We start from the raw sequence: 15,203 nt of genomic DNA on the forward strand, positions 1-15,203 counted from the left end.
GAGGAAGAGCAAGTAAGCATCAGTGAGCGGGGTTCAGAGAGTCGGTGGCAGGTGTGAACCGATCCTCCCCTGATGCCGAATGGGCTTCTGAATTGCTTTGCTGAATAGATAGTAGGCAATGCCGGGATGCTCTCCCCGTTACCAAGAGAGGAGTATCGAAACTGACGTTTTCTGTACTGATGAGCGAATGGCTTTTTAGCTGTTAATAAAGGTGGTACCGCGAGACCCTCGTCCTTTGATAGGACGGGGGTTTTTGTGTTTCTTAAAGGAGGTGACGGCCAATGGAAGAAGGCTGGTGGTCCATGTTTAATCAATGGGAAAGGAGGAATTCAAATGGTGATCGCAACTGATGATCTGGAGGTTGCTTGTCCGCATTGTGAAAGAGCCGGAGAAATAGAAGGCAAACCTTGCCCGGCATGCAGCGGGAAGGGCGTCATTCTTACCGCACAAGGAAATACGCTTTTGGATTTTATCCAAAAACATATGAACAAGTAAAGGAGAAAAACTGAGCTGAGCGGCTGCAGGTAAAAGCTGAAAACAGGAAAAAAAGAATAAATTTTGTAAAACACACATGTTTTTCAATTACAATAAGCGTAATGACATGTGTGTTTTTTTTGACTATGAAAAAGGTTAGGTGAGAGGATGCAGCGCATATTGCTTGTGGAGGATGACCATTCCATCAGTGAAATGGTGGACCATTATTTAACAAAAGAAGGCTTTGAAATCGTGCATGCTTTCGACGGTGCAGAGGGCATTCGGAGGTTTCAAGAGCAGGCGTACGACCTTATTCTGCTTGATATTATGCTTCCGGAGCTGAATGGAATGGATGTTTTAAAAATCATTCGGGAAAAAAGCAAGATTCCTGTTTTAATGATTTCAGCAAAAGACGGAGATGTTGATAAAGCACTGGGGCTGGGATTCGGGGCGGATGATTATATCGCCAAACCGTTTTCGATGATTGAACTGACAGCCAGAGTCAAAGCAGCGATACGGAGGGCGACGCAATATTCGTCGAGTGAACCGGCTGAACATCAGGTGATTCGTGTTCACCAGCTTACGATCGATATAGACAATGTATCCGTTCTGAAAAACGGCGAACCGCTTCAGCTGACGTCAACCGAATGGCAGCTGCTGACACTATTTGCAGCAAATCCTAAAAAGGTGTTTACGAAAGAACAAATCTATCGTTCCGTATGGAATGAGGAGTACTTTGGCGACCAAAACATCATTAATGTACATATGAGACGGCTGAGAGAAAAGATTGAAGATGATCCATCGTCTCCTCAATATATCAAAACATTATGGGGCATCGGCTATAAATGGGGAGAGTTTTAGAATGGCAGTATTAACGATTGCTGCTATCATCGCTTTAGCGTGTCTGAATGTCATTCAATATATGATGAAAAAGAACCGGGACAGGAATTTGACGTATACGGCAGAAAAGCTTAGCGCCATGCTTGACAACGAATCGGCCGATCAGGTTTTACTTCATACAGATGACCGTGCGCTCAGGAATCTGCTCGTCAACATCAATCTGCTCGCTGAGGATCATCAGCATATTAACGCCCGGTTTGCAAAAACAGAGCAATCCATGAGACGGATGCTGACCAATATGTCACACGATCTCAAAACACCTCTGACGGTCATTCTCGGTTATATCGAAGCCATCCAAAGTGACCGGGATATGCCGGACAGCGAGCGGGAAAGACTGCTTGAGAAGCTGCACCAAAAAACAAATGAACTCATCCAAATGATCCACTCTTTTTTTGATTTAGCCAAATTGGAATCTGAAGACAAACAAATCCCGATCACAAAAATACATATCAACGAAGTATGCAAACGAAATATCCTGCATTACTATGATGCCGTTCAGGCAAAAGGTTTTAACGCGGAGATTGATATTCCGGATACACCGGTATACGCGCATGCAAATGAAGAGGCGCTGGACCGTATCCTGCAAAATTTATTATCCAATGCGATTCAATATGGCGCGGTTGGCAAGTTTATCGGATTATCACTTTCTTATGATGAGACAAGCATTGCCATCTCCGTATGGGACCGCGGAAAAGGAATCAGTGAAACAGACCAGCAGCGGGTATTTGAGAGGCTGTACACACTTGAAGAATCAAGAAACAAAGCATTCCAAGGGAGCGGTCTCGGTTTGACGATCACGAAAAGGCTTGTGGAAAAAATGGGGGGCTCCATCTCTCTTCAAAGCAAGCCGTATGAACGGACAGCGTTTACGATTACATTAAAACGAATGACCTATTAACAATCGTAAGAATTTCTTAAGAATGAAGAAATAAAAATGACAGGGCCCGCCGCTACAATAGAAAACAGGAAAAAGAGGAAAGGAGCAACAACGTTGACTTACATCGTACAAACAAACAGACTGACCAAAACGTTTCAAGGCAAAGAAGTCGTATCAGATGTCAGCATGCATATCAAAAAAGGTGAAATTTACGGCTTTCTCGGCCCGAACGGAGCAGGGAAAACAACCATCATGAAAATGCTGACAAGTCTTGTAAAACCGACAAGCGGTGAAATCAATATCCTCGGAAACAATCTCACTCATACGTCATATGAGGTGCTTGGCAAGATCGGTAGCATGATTGAATATCCAATTTTCTATGAAAATCTGACGGCTATCGAAAATTTAGAGCTGCATTGTGCATACATGGGATACCACAATAAAAAAGCCATTCAAGAAGTGCTCGATATGGTGAATTTAAAACAGATCGACAAGAAACCCGTCAAAACATTTTCGCTTGGAATGAAGCAGCGCCTCGGCATAGCGCGCGCCATCCTCACCAAACCTGATCTGCTTATATTGGATGAGCCGGTAAACGGCCTTGATCCTGTCGGCATTAAAAAGATCAGAAACTTATTTCAAGTATTAAGCAAAGAGTATGGAATGACACTGCTGATCTCCAGCCATATGCTGAGTGAAATCGAACAAATTGCGGACACAATCGGCGTCATTCGTGACGGCAGACTGCTGGAAGAGGTGTCGATGGAAGATGTAAGGGGACAAAACACAGAATACATCGAACTCGTTACATCGAATCAGACAAAAGCCTGCTTTGTGCTTGAGAAAGAACTTCACATTGCCAACTTTAAAATCTTAAATGATAAAACCATTCGGATTTATGATGCTCAACGATCACAGGGTGCCATATCAAAAGCGCTGATTTTAAATGATGTAGACATTGAATCAATGAATAAAAAGTATACTTCACTGGAGGACTACTTCATCAGCTTGATCAACGGCAATCACATCAGTGCGTAGAGGAGGCGAGACCGTTGCTGAATTTGATCAGAATCGAATTAAGGAAAATGAAGATGGGATGGTATGTGAGAGGAGTTATCATTGCTAACCTGATTATCCTTGGCTTTATGTGGTTGGTCAGTTACATAGAAAAAGCGGAGGGCACTGAATCGTTCCAAAGCATGGATGATGCATTTCTCGTCATTGGCACTTTTGTCAGAGCGGTGTTTATCGTTTTTGGCGCTGTACTGATCGCCAAATTAGTCATATCGGAATATAAAAACAAAACGATTCAAGTGATGTTTACGTACCCGATCAGCCGGAAAAAACTGCTTGCTGCTAAGCTTAGCATCTCAGGCGGGCTGACGTTTATCACTATTTTAGTCTCAAATGCGTTCGTAGCAGCCGCTTTCTATATGCTGAATTCGATCTACCATGTCATTCCGGGAGAATTGAGCGCCGATGTCATTTCTCAGCATTCGGTAAAAATGGCGGTTTTCGCTTTTGGCGCCGCTGGCACCAGTTTAGTTCCCATCTTTTTTGGGATGCGTAAGCACTCTGTCTCGGCAACCATCATTTCATCTGTCGTGATCGTCATGCTGATGAGTTCAACAAGCCCGGGCCTGTCCATTTCTTCCATTGTATATATTCCATTATCTCTAGCTGCTGTCGGTTTGTTTTTTTCATACATGGCAGTCAGGAAAGCAGACCGGCAAGATGCTTAAATACGGAGTTGAAACAACATGTTGAATTTAATGAAACTTGAATTAAAAAAAATGAAATTAGGCTGGTATTACAGAGGCGCCGTTATTGCAAATCTATGTATTCTCGGATTTATATGCTTGATCGCATCAGAAGAAAAAAAACTCCCGCAGCCGGAGGTGATGACTGATGCGACATCCACGCTATTTTTGCTTGGAACGTTTGTAAGATCTGTATTTGTTGTTTTCGCCAGTGTGCTGATTGCCAAATTGATTATTAGCGAGTACAAAAATAAAACGATTACCGTCATGTTTACATATCCCATCAGCCGGAAAAAACTGATTGCTGCCAAGCTGCTGATTACAGGCGGACTGACGTTTATCACCATTATGGTGTCTGAAATTGCGCTTTCATTCATCTTTGCGCAAATCAATCAATATTATCAACTTACACCTGCGATGTTATCAGTCCAGACTATCGGGCAAGAGGTCGGCAGTATGGCGATATATGCCGCTTCGGCTGCGTGCTTGAGTTTTATTCCTTTATATTTTGGGATGAGGAAACGCTCTGTTCCGGCTGCTATCATTTCATCGGTTATATTGACGATACTGATCAGCCAGCAAAGCCCCGAGTTATCGCTGGCAACGATTATCTACATTCCGCTTTCTTTAGGTGCGATCGGCATCTTGATAGCGATTTGGTCTGTCCGAAACATAGACCGGGAAGATGCTTTATGATAGAAGGCCGATGCTGTCAGCACCGGCCTTTTGATTATGAATCTGTTCTTGTTTCAAGATAATGCTTTTTGCCAATTTCTTTGCTCATCATATAGAAATGGAAGCAATATTCACCGATGGCCATGGCGATTGCTCCAAATAGAGCCGCCAGCGCAATTTCTCCGCCAGTCATCCCCATAGAAAGCGGCATGCCCATCAGCCAAATCACGAGAAATGCCAAACCGAAATCAGCCAAAGTGGCGATCATATTGTTCCATCGGGGCAATACATAAAGGTCTCCAAGCAAATAAGAAATGACCCCTAACACAACCGTCATCAGCAGCGTATCACCAAACGTGAAACCAAAGCCAAGACCCAGCACCAAATACAAAACAATAATCGTCATAATACCTTTAATCGCGAGCGCTTTCACATGTGTCATGATAAGGTTCCTCCTTCTTTTATCTGATTTGTTATGTATGATTCCTCAAATACGGAAAGTTAAACATTACTTTGTGTTCTTTACAAAGCGTTTTCGGCTACAGGTGGAAAAAGGCTGAAGAACTGTTATGAATCAGGGGATGAAGCGGCAGCTGCCATGCCCGTGGAATCCGGGATTTTACCGGAGATTTCCTTGACGGCCAGATGTCCATTTTTCTTCTGCAATTACCGATCTTTATGGTTTGTGACAGCACCGGGAGAATAAATTTTAAAACTTCTCCTGTCCCTCCGTCATCACTCTTTGGGTATTGCAATATGATGAAAGGAGAAAAAGGGGAGGTGACGTGATGGCGGTTGTGAGAGCAACAAGCGCTGATGTCAACTTGATGGCACGGCTGCTCAGAGCGGAAGCGGAAGGTGAAGGAAAGCAGGGGATGCTGCTTGTCGGAAATGTTGGGATTAATCGGCTGAGGGCCAATTGCTCTGATTTTAAAGGCCTCCGCACCATCAGGCAGATGATTTTTCAGCCGCATGCGTTTGAAGCGGTGACCCATGGATACTTTTATCAAAGACCGCGGGAAAGCGAGCGGGCCTTGGCACGCCGGACGATAAACGGGGAGAGGTTCTGGCCGGCAAAATTCAGCTTGTGGTATTTCAAGCCGGGAGGAAACTGCCCGCCGACCTGGTATAACCAGCCGTTTGTGGCCAGATTCAAATCACATTGTTTTTATCAGCCGACGGGCGAAACATGTGAAAATGTATATAACACATTTTAAGGAGAGACGCCGTTCACATCTGAACGGTGTTTTTTCTTTAAAAAGTTATACCAATGGTAAATATTTCTGTGAGATAATCGGATAAAAGAACTACAGGAGATGACAAAATGGCGACAATTGACCTGCAAAAGAAGAGCGTAAAAATCGTACTGGAGAAAAAGCATTTAACCAAGGTGACGGCTCGTGTCGGGCTGGTGCTGGATATTACCGGTTCAATGAGAACGCTGTATAAAAACGGAACGGTTCAAAAAGTGGTGGAGCGGATTTTGGCTGTGGCTGATCAGTTTGATGATAACGGCCTGCTTGATGTATGGGTTTATGATAATGAATTCTCCCGGTTAAAGCCAGTCAATGAAATCGATTTTTCAGGCTATGTTGATCGCGAAATTTTGAATAATGAACTCTTGCATAAATTCGGGAGAAATGATGAGCCGCCGGTCATAAAAGATGTGTTACATAAATATGTTGTGGAAGAACCGAGTTCATATCCCGCTTTTATCGTTTTTATTAATGATGGAGGGTGTAAAAAATCCATCAAACCTATTATTGAAGCTGCCTCTGATAAACCGGTGTTTTGGCAGTTTGTCGGCATCGGAAACGGCAACTTCGATTTTCTTAATAAACTGGATACGCTAGAAGGGCGTGTTGTTGATAACGCAAACTTCCTGCATATCGAAGACATTGAACGCATCTCTGATGATGAGCTTTATGATGCGTTGCTTACTGAATTTCCATTTTGGCTGCAAGAAGTGAAGGAAAAAGGAATTTTAATAGAACAAGAGCCTGAAGCTGCAAAACCGGAAAAGAAGGGCTTTTTCAGCAGATTGTTTTCTAAATAACAGACAGCTTTTCCGAACACTGAGTGATTTTGCAAAATCGCTCGGTGTTTTTGTTTTTTTAAGATCATGTGAAGAAAAATGGGTAAAAAGGTCGGCTTGCAAACGACAGGATATGCAGAAAACACGCCGTTTTGCCAGCTGTCGGCATGTTTCGGCGAAAGGGCTGTGAATGAAGTCCTGTTTCCCATGTTCAGTGCTTACAATCCCTTCACACTTCTTCACAGCTAATTAACAATGGTTTCCTATAATGAAAGCGATCAATGAGAAGAGAGGGGATCTGGAATGGCAAATGACAGTCGTTTTGACGAATGGGTACAGAAATTGAAAGACGAAAGCTTTCAGAATAATACGTTTGACCGCCGCAAATTTATTCAGGGGGCTGGAAAAATTGCGGGGCTTTCTCTTGGGTTAACCATTGCTCAGTCAGTAGGAGCATTTGAAGTAAATGCTGCACCTAAGTTCTCTAGTTATCCGTTTACGCTCGGCGTCGCTTCAGGAGATCCGCTTTCTGACAGCGTCGTGCTCTGGACGCGTTTGGCGCCAGATCCGCTGAACGGCGGGGGGATGCCGAACCAGGTTGTGCCTGTCAAATGGGAAGTGGCAAAGGATGAGCACTTCCGCAAGATCGTAAGAAAGGGCACAGAAATGGCCAAACCGAGCCTCGCCCATTCTGTCCACGTGGAAGCGGACGGGCTTGAGCCGAACAAAGTGTACTACTACCGATTCAAAACCGGACATGAGCTAAGTCCTGTCGGAAAAACAAAAACACTGCCGGCCCCAGGTGCCAATGTGCCGAAAATGACCTTTGCCTTCGCTTCCTGCCAGCAATATGAGCATGGCTATTATACAGCCTACAAGCATATGGCGAAGGAAAAGCTTGATCTTGTCTTCCATCTCGGTGATTACATATATGAGTACGGGCCGAATGAATATGTATCGAAAACAGGCAATGTCCGCACGCACAACAGCGCAGAAATCATTACGCTGCAGGACTATCGAAACCGCCATGCCCAATACCGTTCAGACGCTAATTTAAAAGCGGCGCATGCGGCGTTTCCTTGGGTTGTCACATGGGATGACCATGAAGTTGAAAATAACTATGCCAATAAAATCCCGGAAAAAGGGCAGTCGGTTGACGCGTTTGTATTGCGCCGTGCGGCGGCGTATCAGGCTTATTATGAGCATATGCCGCTCCGCATCTCCTCTCTGCCGAATGGCCCGGATATGCAGCTGTACCGCCACTTTACGTATGGAAATCTGGCATCATTTAATGTACTGGATACACGCCAGTACAGAGATGACCAAGCCAATAACGACGGCAATAAGCCGCCTTCTGATGAATCGCTCAATCCGAATCGGACTTTGTTAGGAAAAGAACAGGAGCAGTGGCTTTTTAACAATTTGAGCAGCTCGACTGCATATTGGAATGTGCTGGCACAGCAAATCTTCTTTGCGAAGTGGAATTTCGGGACAAGCTCAAGCCCGATCTACAGCATGGATTCATGGGACGGTTATCCGGCTCAGCGCGAACGGGTCGTCAATTACATTAACAGCAAAAATTTAAATAATGTTGTTGTGCTGACAGGAGATGTACACGCAAGCTGGGCATCGAATCTGCATGTCGATTTTAATAAAACAAGCTCAAAAATTTTCGGGGCTGAATTTGTCGGCACCTCCATCACATCCGGAGGAAACGGAGCGGATAAGCGGGCGGATACCGATCAAATTTTAAAGGAAAATCCACATATCAAGTTCTTTAACGATTACCGCGGATATGTCCGCTGTACAGTAACGCCTCACCAGTGGAAAGCTGATTATCGGGTAATGCCATTTGTGACAGAGCCGGGAGCAGCCATTTCCACACGGGCTTCATTCGTTTATCAAAAAGACCAAACCGGATTGAGAAAGGTATCCTCGACAATGGTTCAAGGCGGAGTGAAACAATCCAATGAAGTCGAAGAGGATCGTTTCTTTGAGCACAACAAAGCCCATGAAAAACAAATGATCAAAAAACGGGCAAAAATCACGCATTAAGGAGTGAAACATAATGTTTTCAAACATTGGAATACCAGGCTTGATTCTGATCTTTGTCATCGCCCTCATTATTTTTGGCCCTTCAAAGCTTCCGGAAATCGGGCGAGCCGCCGGTCGGACTCTGCTGGAATTCAAAAGCGCCACAAAATCACTTGTGTCTGGTGATGAAAAAGAAGAAAAATCAGCTGAGCTGTCAGCGGTCAAGCAGGACAAAAACGCAGGCTGAGTGCTGATGAGGCAGACGCATGGTCTGCCTCTTTTTCTCATGAAAGGGAGGGCTTTTTTGAATGGATAAAAAAGAAACTCATCTGATTGGACATTTAGAAGAGCTTCGCCGTCGGATCATCTTCACACTTGCGGCTTTTCTTCTGTTTTTAATTACGGCTTTTTTGTTTGTGGAGGACATTTATGATTGGCTGATCAGAGATTTTGACGGAAAATTAGCTGTTCTCGGACCGAGTGAAATTCTCTGGGTATATATGATGCTTGCCGGCATTTGTGCGATTGCCGCTTCCATCCCCGTTGCCGCCTATCAGCTTTGGCGTTTTGTAGCGCCGGCGCTGACAAAAACGGAGCGCAACGTGACACTGATGTACATACCGGGATTATTCGCCCTGTTTCTGGCCGGCATCTCGTTCGGATATTTTGTGTTGTTTCCGATCGTTCTCGGCTTTTTGACACATTTGTCTGCCGGCCATTTTGAAACGATGTTTACCGCTGACCGCTATTTCAGGTTTATGGTGAATTTGAGCCTGCCGTTCGGTTTTCTGTTTGAAATGCCCCTTGTGGTGATGTTTTTGACAAGGTTAGGCATCTTAAATCCATACCGGCTGGCCAAAGCGAGAAAGCTGTCCTATTTTCTGCTGATCGTGGTGTCCATATTGATTACCCCGCCAGATTTTATTTCTGATTTTCTCGTGATGATTCCGCTGCTTGTCCTGTTCGAAGTGAGTGTCACACTATCAGCGTTTGTATACAAAAAGAGACTGACCAGTGAAGCGGCCGCCGCTTAGTGAAGCGCGCCGCCGGGTGACTTCGTATCCTGATCATATTGTGCGGCCGTAACAGCGGCGATCCTCAATGCTTTGACGATCATGTCGAGGCTGAGGCTCGGCGCTGTTTTGTCGATTGTTTGTTCCGGAATGTACGGAATGTGGATAAACCCGCCGTGAATGTGCGGAGACGTACGGTGAATGTGATCCATTAACCCGTAGAACAGATAGTTGCATACAAATGTGCCGGCCGTAAAGGAAACAGCCGCCGGAATACCGTTTTCCTTCATTTGATATGTGATGCGTTTAATCGGAAGCCCTGTCCAGTAAGCGGCAGGCCCGCCGGGAGAAATCTCCTCATCAATCGGCTGGTTTCCCTCATTATCCGGGATACGCGCGTCTGCAAGATTGATCGCGACCCGTTCCGGTGTCACCTGCATCCGGCCGCCGGCTTGCCCGACGCAGATCACGATGTCCGGCTGATGTTTATGAATCGCTTGCCGCAAAGTGTCAAGAGCGGTTCTGAACACAGTCGGGATTTGTGCCGAAGCGATGATCACCTGATCCGTTTCAAAGCCATTCAGCCGTTTCACCGCTTCCCACGATGGATTGACAGTTTCCTGATCAAAAGGGTCAAAACCTGTGAAGAGCACTTTTTTTCTCATGGCTGCCATCTCCTTTTTTCTATTATTCTATTGTTTATTTCTGGATTTTTCATCAAAATAATAAAAAGGAGTGAATCAGAATGGAACAATTGCCGCAGCAATACCGACATCTGTTCCCAACCGTGCAGAGCCGCATCATGCTTGCCAGCTGCTCACAGAGCGCGTTGGCAGAGCCGGTGTCAAAGGCGATACAAGATTATCATGACAGCTTGCTGCATAGGGGGACGAACTGGAATGAAGCGATTGACAAGACAGAGAGTGCCAGAAACGAGTTTGCGAGACTGGTAGGGGCTGAGCCGGATGAGATTGCGATTGTGCCGTCAGTTTCTGATGCGATGATTTCCGTGGCATCATCCTTGTCTGCTGTTAAAAAGAAACATGTTGTATACACGGAGATGGATTTTCCGGCGGTGTCTCATATTTGGCAGGCACAATCTGATTATAATGTATCTGTGATCCCTTCAATAGACAATGAGCTGCCGCTCGAACAATATGAAAGGTATATCACGGAAGAGACGGTGCTGACCTGTGTTCCGCACGTTCATTATCGTGACGGCTGCATTCAGGATATAAAAGCCATCGCTGCCATCGCCAAGAGAAAGGGATCGATGGTATTTGTAGATGCATATCAATCTGCCGGGCATATTCCTATTGATGTGAAAGAATGGGGCATAGATATGCTGGCGGCAGGCACCAGAAAGTATATGCTCGGCATACCGGGCATGGCGTTTCTTTATGTGAGAAAAGAGCTGGCGAACGAGCTGAAGCCCAAAGCATCTGCTTGGTTCGGGCGGGAAAACGGGTTTGGGGCGTCGTCTTATGCAGAAGGCGCGAGGCGTTTTCAAACAGGAACCCCTGCTTTTATAAGCGTGTATGCAGCGGCTGCGGCTTTATCGCTGCTGAATCATATCGGAATGTCCCGTATCCGCGATCATATAAAAGCAGTGAGTGCCGATGCGTTTCAATTTGCAGCTGAAAAAGGGCTGGAGCTTGCGGGGGCGCCATCGGTACAGCAGCCGGGCATGATTTCCATTCGGGATGAACGGGCATCTGAAACGGCGGCGTTACTAAAGAAGAAAAACGTGATTTGCGCTCCGCGGGACAATGTCATCCGTCTCGCTCCTCACTTTTATAATACGAAGAGCGAACTGCGTTATGCGATTGATGAAATGGCTGCGATTTTATCCGCGCGTTAAAAGCGATCACTTAAAAATAGATGTTCACCTCCTTAGGCGCCGCTCGCGTCTTGCTTGAGTGTGTTGTCCGATATAGGTATAAAAAACCCCCTGACCTCAAGATCAGGGGGTTTTCTTATTGATGATCAACCTTTACTCGTTTCAAAAAGAAAGCGGCAATTAAACCGATAATCGCAACAATCATCGCAAAGACAAATGCATGTTGAACGCCAGCTGTCAATGCCTGCGGAATGACTGCCGGATCGGCTGGATTTTTTACGCTGCTCATGTAGTCATGCTGACCGGCAGCCATGATGCTGACCGCAACAGCTGTCCCGATCGCGCCCGCCATTTGCTGAAGTGTGTTCATAATGGCAGTGCCGTCCGGATAAAACTCACGCGGAAGCTGGTTTAAACCGTTTGTCTGAGCAGGCATCATAATCATGGAGATCCCAATCATCAAACAGGTATGCAGCACGATAATCAGCACTGCTGTTGAAGCTGTCGTGAGATTTGAGAAGAGCCACAGAACAATAGTCACAATCAAAAATCCCGGAATAACAAGCCACTTCGGTCCGTATTTATCAAACAGACGGCCTGTGACAGGTGACATAAATCCGTTTAAAATACCGCCCGGCAAGAGAATAAGTCCTGAGGCAAATGCTGTTAAGACTAAGCCGCCTTGCAGATACATCGGCAGAAGCAGCATGGATGACAGGATGACCATCATGCAAATAAAGACCATAATGACGCCCAAAATAAACATCGGGTATCTGAATGCACGCAGGTTCATCATCGGCTGCTTCATCGTCAGTTGACGGATTGAAAATAGAATAAGGGCGATAACACCGACAATAAGTGAAACGATCACAGTCGGGCTGGACCATCCGCCAGAGCCTTCACCCGCGTTGCTGAATCCAAACACAATGCCGCCGAAACCGATCGTCGACAGAATAATAGACAGGACATCAATTTTAGGTTTTGTGATGTCAGACACATTTTGCATGTACAGGATACCGAAAATGAGCGCAAGCACAAGGAACGGAAGAGAGATCCAGAAAATCCAGTGCCAGTTGAGGTGCTCAAGAACCAACCCGGAAAATGTAGGGCCGATTGCCGGCGCAAACATAATGACAAGTCCGATTGTTCCCATGGCCGCTCCCCGTTTATGGGGCGGGAAAATCACCAAAATCGTATTAAACATGAGCGGTAATAAGAGTCCTGTTCCAAGTGCCTGAACGATTCTCGCCGCTAATAAAAATGAGAAGCTAGGCGCAAGCGCCGCAATCAAGGTGCCTATGATTGAAAAAATCAGTGACACAGTAAAAAGCTGTCTAGTTGTAAACCATTGCAATAGCAGACCTGAAACAGGAACAAGAATACCGAGCACAAGCAAATAGCCTGTTGTTAACCATTGAACGGTTGCCGCTGTAATGTTCAATTCCTTCATAAGATCGGTTAACGCAATATTCAGCGCTGTTTCACTGAACATGCCGATAAAACCGGCCGTCAGCAAAGATATCATAATTGGCATCACTTTATATTGCTGAGATGCTTTAGCTGCTGTTTCCAAATCTATTTCTCCTCTCGTTCATCTGAATGTATTCACTCAGCTTGTAGTAGTATGTCTCTTTTTTTATTTCTTCAACAGAGCGGGAATGCGGCTGGAGATATGAAGAAGCGGTGTGCTGTCTTTTGCCGTTAATGATAAAAGAATGCCGCCTTCAATCATCGCGTTAATGATGATGCTTGATTCCTTGGCATGGCTCTCGCTGTAACCCGACAGCTGCAATTTTTCCTCAAACACAAGGGACCACGCTTTGTAGGCTTCATCACAGGCTTTTCGCAAAGGCTCGCTTTTTAATGATGTCTCTGCCGCAAGCAAGCCGACGGGCAGGCCTTCAATGTCCTCTGTGCATGAGAATTGACAGGAGAGCTCCTTCAAAAAGGCTTGAATGCCTTCTGCGGGATCAGTACTCACGTCCATGCAGTCTGTGATTTTCTGGCGGATGTATTCCTTCATTTCATTCACGGCTTCAATTGCCAGCTGTTCTTTACCGCCGGGAAAGTGGTAGTAAAGAGAGCCTTTAGGTGCACCGCTTTCTTTAATAATCTGGTTCAGTCCCGTGCCGTAATACCCCTGCAGCTGAAAAAGCCGGGTAGCTGCAGAAAGGATTTTCTCACGAGAATCTCCATAGCTCATAACATTCCCACCTTACTGATTGCGATCATAAAATATAGTGACTGGTCTATTATCATGATTCACCCATCGAATGTCAAGATAAAGGAACTCGAATAAGAAAATAAAATGAGCATATAAAAAAGCTGAGAGATAACCTGACGCACATTTTGACTGAATAAATGAAATATTCAATTATTAAAAGGTGTAAAGACGTTACCAAACAAAAGGAGAGAAAACATGAATACACAACGATTCCTCTTACTGACCCTTTTTACCGCACTATTGCTTGCTTTTACCGGATGCTCACAATCTCCTGAAGCAAAAGAATCCCCAAAAGAAAAAACGCAGACACAAAAAGTTTCTTCAGCTTCTGCTTCCAAAAAAAATGACCTTCCAAATATCAAAATACTGGCGACAGGAGGTACGATTGCCGGAGCCGATAAATCAAAAACCTCTACAACTGAATACAAAGCAGGTGTCGTCGGCGTTGAGTCTCTGATCGAAGCGGTGCCAGAGATGAAGGACATTGCGAATGTCAGCGGCGAGCAAGTGGTTAACGTCGGAAGCACAAACATTGATAACAAAACATTGCTGAAGCTCGGAAAACGAGTCAACAAACTGCTTTCTTCAGATGATGTTGACGGTATTGTCGTGACCCACGGAACAGATACATTAGAAGAAACGGCTTATTTTCTGAACCTCATTGTAAAAAGCGATAAACCGGTTGTTGTTGCCGGTTCGATGAGGCCGTCCACAGCCATCAGTGCTGATGGCCCGTCCAACTTGTATAACGCAGTTAAAGTGGCAGGCGCACCTGATGCAAAAGGGAAAGGGACGCTCGTCGTTCTCAATGACCGCATTGCTTCAGCACGGTACGTTACAAAAACCAACACAACCGCAACAGACACCTTTAAATCAGAAGAAATGGGATACATCGGAACGATTGCCGATGACATTTATTTTCATAATGAAATGACACGCAAGCATACAAAGGATACTGAGTTCTCGATTTCCGGCCTTGATAAACTGCCGCAAGTAGACATTCTGTACGGCTACCAAAATGACGGAAGCTATCTGTTTGATGCGGCTGTGAAAGCCGGAGCAAAAGGCATAGTCTTCGCAGGATCAGGCAACGGATCGTTATCTGACGCAGCCGAAAAAGGAGCAGTCAGTGCGGTCAAAAAAGGCGTCACAGTGGTTCGCTCAACCCGTACGGGAAATGGTGTCGTCACACCGAACGGCGACTATGTGAAAAACGGCCTTTTGGCATCAAACTCCTTAAATCCGCAAAAAGCCCGGATATTGTTAATGCTCGCGCTCACCAAAACAGATGATCCTAAAAAAATCCAAGACTATTTTAATGAATATTAAAGAGAAGAAGGCGAAAAAGCCTTCTTTTTTTGCATTTTCGGG

At 45.3% G+C, this 15,203-nt stretch carries 18 protein-coding genes, 1 pseudogene and 1 other annotated feature (1 of these 20 running past the window's edge); of the genes and pseudogenes, 14 read left to right on the top strand and 5 right to left on the bottom strand.

Going from position 1 to position 15,203, the window contains the following annotated elements; genetic code table 11:
- Positions 1-239, top strand: a binding site (T-box leader); it begins 11 nt to the left of the window's first position.
- Between the two features lie 94 nt (positions 240-333).
- From NYE43_RS01460 to NYE43_RS01485, 6 genes are all read left to right on the top strand, one after another.
- Positions 334-495, top strand: coding sequence for a tryptophan RNA-binding attenuator protein inhibitory protein (locus NYE43_RS01460; protein ID WP_024120093.1), 162 nt, complete (start codon positions 334-336; stop codon positions 493-495).
- 159 nt (positions 496-654) lie between these two features.
- Positions 655-1,335: a response regulator transcription factor gene (locus NYE43_RS01465; protein ID WP_326365718.1), complete on the top strand. Its 681-nt coding sequence runs from the start codon at positions 655-657 to the stop codon at positions 1,333-1,335.
- 1 nt (position 1,336) lies between these two features.
- Entirely contained in the window at positions 1,337-2,272 is a 936-nt protein-coding gene (locus tag NYE43_RS01470) for a HAMP domain-containing histidine kinase (protein ID WP_024120095.1), read from the top strand.
- A gap of 93 nt (positions 2,273-2,365) precedes the next feature.
- Positions 2,366-3,289, top strand: coding sequence for an ABC transporter ATP-binding protein (locus NYE43_RS01475; protein WP_341060690.1), 924 nt, complete (start codon positions 2,366-2,368; stop codon positions 3,287-3,289).
- A gap of 17 nt (positions 3,290-3,306) precedes the next feature.
- Positions 3,307-3,993: an ABC transporter permease gene (locus NYE43_RS01480; RefSeq protein WP_081638227.1), complete on the top strand. Its 687-nt coding sequence runs from the start codon at positions 3,307-3,309 to the stop codon at positions 3,991-3,993.
- Positions 3,994-4,011: 18 nt separating this feature from the next.
- Positions 4,012-4,707 carry an ABC transporter permease gene (locus NYE43_RS01485; protein WP_185848334.1) on the top strand — a complete coding sequence of 232 codons (696 nt, stop codon included), beginning with the start codon at positions 4,012-4,014 and terminating at the stop codon, positions 4,705-4,707.
- On the opposite strand, the pseudogene NYE43_RS01490 reads toward NYE43_RS01485, so the two are convergent.
- A pseudogene (locus NYE43_RS01490) lies at positions 4,708-4,770 on the bottom strand (hypothetical protein); the annotation flags it as partial.
- Positions 4,742-5,128 carry a YndM family protein gene (locus tag NYE43_RS01495; protein WP_010332895.1) on the bottom strand — a complete coding sequence of 129 codons (387 nt, stop codon included), beginning with the start codon at positions 5,126-5,128 and terminating at the stop codon, positions 4,742-4,744. The gene NYE43_RS01495 and the pseudogene NYE43_RS01490, both read right to left, overlap by 29 nt.
- Positions 5,129-5,474: 346 nt before the next feature.
- Between NYE43_RS01495 and NYE43_RS01500 the strand changes: the two genes are divergently transcribed.
- The 6 genes from NYE43_RS01500 to tatC all read left to right on the top strand — a co-directional run bounded on the left by NYE43_RS01500 (position 5,475) and on the right by tatC (position 9,789).
- Positions 5,475-5,903, top strand: coding sequence for a cell wall hydrolase (locus tag NYE43_RS01500; protein WP_024120097.1), 429 nt, complete (start codon positions 5,475-5,477; stop codon positions 5,901-5,903).
- A 107-nt stretch (positions 5,904-6,010) separates the two neighbouring features.
- Complete coding sequence (locus NYE43_RS01505) at positions 6,011-6,742, top strand: vWA domain-containing protein (protein WP_024120098.1); 732 nt, start codon at positions 6,011-6,013, stop codon at positions 6,740-6,742.
- Positions 6,743-6,820: 78 nt separating this feature from the next.
- Positions 6,821-6,970 (top strand): hypothetical protein, encoded by a 150-nt coding sequence (locus NYE43_RS01510; RefSeq protein ID WP_326323775.1) that lies wholly within the window; start codon positions 6,821-6,823, stop codon positions 6,968-6,970.
- Positions 6,971-7,024: 54 nt separating this feature from the next.
- Positions 7,025-8,776, top strand: a complete 1,752-nt coding sequence (phoD, locus tag NYE43_RS01515) for an alkaline phosphatase PhoD (RefSeq protein WP_127696073.1) — start codon at positions 7,025-7,027, stop codon at positions 8,774-8,776.
- 13 nt (positions 8,777-8,789) lie between these two features.
- Positions 8,790-9,002: a sec-independent protein translocase protein TatAD gene (tatAD, locus tag NYE43_RS01520; RefSeq protein ID WP_010332899.1), complete on the top strand. Its 213-nt coding sequence runs from the start codon at positions 8,790-8,792 to the stop codon at positions 9,000-9,002.
- Positions 9,003-9,063: 61 nt separating this feature from the next.
- Complete coding sequence (gene tatC, locus NYE43_RS01525) at positions 9,064-9,789, top strand: twin-arginine translocase subunit TatC (RefSeq protein ID WP_024120100.1); 726 nt, start codon at positions 9,064-9,066, stop codon at positions 9,787-9,789.
- Here tatC and pcp read toward each other — a convergent pair.
- Complete coding sequence (pcp, locus tag NYE43_RS01530) at positions 9,786-10,433, bottom strand: pyroglutamyl-peptidase I (protein WP_024120101.1); 648 nt, start codon at positions 10,431-10,433, stop codon at positions 9,786-9,788. The genes tatC and pcp overlap by 4 nt on opposite strands.
- Before the next feature lie 80 nt (positions 10,434-10,513).
- Here pcp and NYE43_RS01535 point away from each other — a divergent pair, with 80 nt between their 5' ends.
- Positions 10,514-11,629 (top strand): aminotransferase class V-fold PLP-dependent enzyme, encoded by a 1,116-nt coding sequence (locus NYE43_RS01535; protein ID WP_326323773.1) that lies wholly within the window; start codon positions 10,514-10,516, stop codon positions 11,627-11,629.
- 115 nt (positions 11,630-11,744) lie between these two features.
- On the opposite strand, the gene lmr(B) is transcribed toward NYE43_RS01535, so the two are convergent.
- The gene (lmr(B), locus tag NYE43_RS01540; protein ID WP_063623076.1) at positions 11,745-13,187 is read right to left on the bottom strand and encodes a lincomycin efflux MFS transporter Lmr(B); all 1,443 of its coding nucleotides are present in this window, start codon (positions 13,185-13,187) and stop codon (positions 11,745-11,747) included.
- Between the two features lie 57 nt (positions 13,188-13,244).
- A complete protein-coding gene (locus NYE43_RS01545; RefSeq protein WP_024120104.1) occupies positions 13,245-13,811 on the bottom strand; it encodes a TetR/AcrR family transcriptional regulator in 567 nt (188 codons plus the stop codon).
- A 216-nt stretch (positions 13,812-14,027) separates the two neighbouring features.
- On the opposite strand from NYE43_RS01545, the gene NYE43_RS01550 reads away from it, so the two are divergent.
- On the top strand, positions 14,028-15,161 hold the full coding sequence (locus NYE43_RS01550; RefSeq protein ID WP_326323772.1) for a type II asparaginase: 1,134 nt from the start codon (positions 14,028-14,030) through the stop codon (positions 15,159-15,161).
- The last annotated feature ends 42 nt before the right edge of the window (positions 15,162-15,203 follow it).

The sequence above is a fragment of the Bacillus sp. FSL R5-0434 genome (genome assembly GCF_038004745.1).
Taxonomy (GTDB): domain Bacteria; phylum Bacillota; class Bacilli; order Bacillales; family Bacillaceae; genus Bacillus; species Bacillus halotolerans.

Bases quoted from the DNA above. Each gene is read 5' to 3' on its own strand.
- NYE43_RS01460 (WP_024120093.1), top strand. From the start codon at position 334: ATGGTGATCGCAACTGATGATCTGGAGGTTGCTTGTCCGCATTGTGAA.
- NYE43_RS01470 (WP_024120095.1), top strand. From the start codon at position 1,337: ATGGCAGTATTAACGATTGCTGCTATCATCGCTTTAGCGTGTCTGAAT.
- NYE43_RS01485 (WP_185848334.1), top strand. From the start codon at position 4,012: ATGTTGAATTTAATGAAACTTGAATTAAAAAAAATGAAATTAGGCTGG.
- NYE43_RS01495 (WP_010332895.1), bottom strand. From the start codon at position 5,128: ATGACACATGTGAAAGCGCTCGCGATTAAAGGTATTATGACGATTATT.
- NYE43_RS01500 (WP_024120097.1), top strand. From the start codon at position 5,475: ATGGCGGTTGTGAGAGCAACAAGCGCTGATGTCAACTTGATGGCACGG.
- NYE43_RS01505 (WP_024120098.1), top strand. From the start codon at position 6,011: ATGGCGACAATTGACCTGCAAAAGAAGAGCGTAAAAATCGTACTGGAG.
- NYE43_RS01510 (WP_326323775.1), top strand. From the start codon at position 6,821: ATGGGTAAAAAGGTCGGCTTGCAAACGACAGGATATGCAGAAAACACG.
- phoD (WP_127696073.1), top strand. From the start codon at position 7,025: ATGGCAAATGACAGTCGTTTTGACGAATGGGTACAGAAATTGAAAGAC.
- tatAD (WP_010332899.1), top strand. From the start codon at position 8,790: ATGTTTTCAAACATTGGAATACCAGGCTTGATTCTGATCTTTGTCATC.
- tatC (WP_024120100.1), top strand. From the start codon at position 9,064: ATGGATAAAAAAGAAACTCATCTGATTGGACATTTAGAAGAGCTTCGC.
- pcp (WP_024120101.1), bottom strand. From the start codon at position 10,433: ATGAGAAAAAAAGTGCTCTTCACAGGTTTTGACCCTTTTGATCAGGAA.
- NYE43_RS01535 (WP_326323773.1), top strand. From the start codon at position 10,514: ATGGAACAATTGCCGCAGCAATACCGACATCTGTTCCCAACCGTGCAG.
- NYE43_RS01545 (WP_024120104.1), bottom strand. From the start codon at position 13,811: ATGAGCTATGGAGATTCTCGTGAGAAAATCCTTTCTGCAGCTACCCGG.
- NYE43_RS01550 (WP_326323772.1), top strand. From the start codon at position 14,028: ATGAATACACAACGATTCCTCTTACTGACCCTTTTTACCGCACTATTG.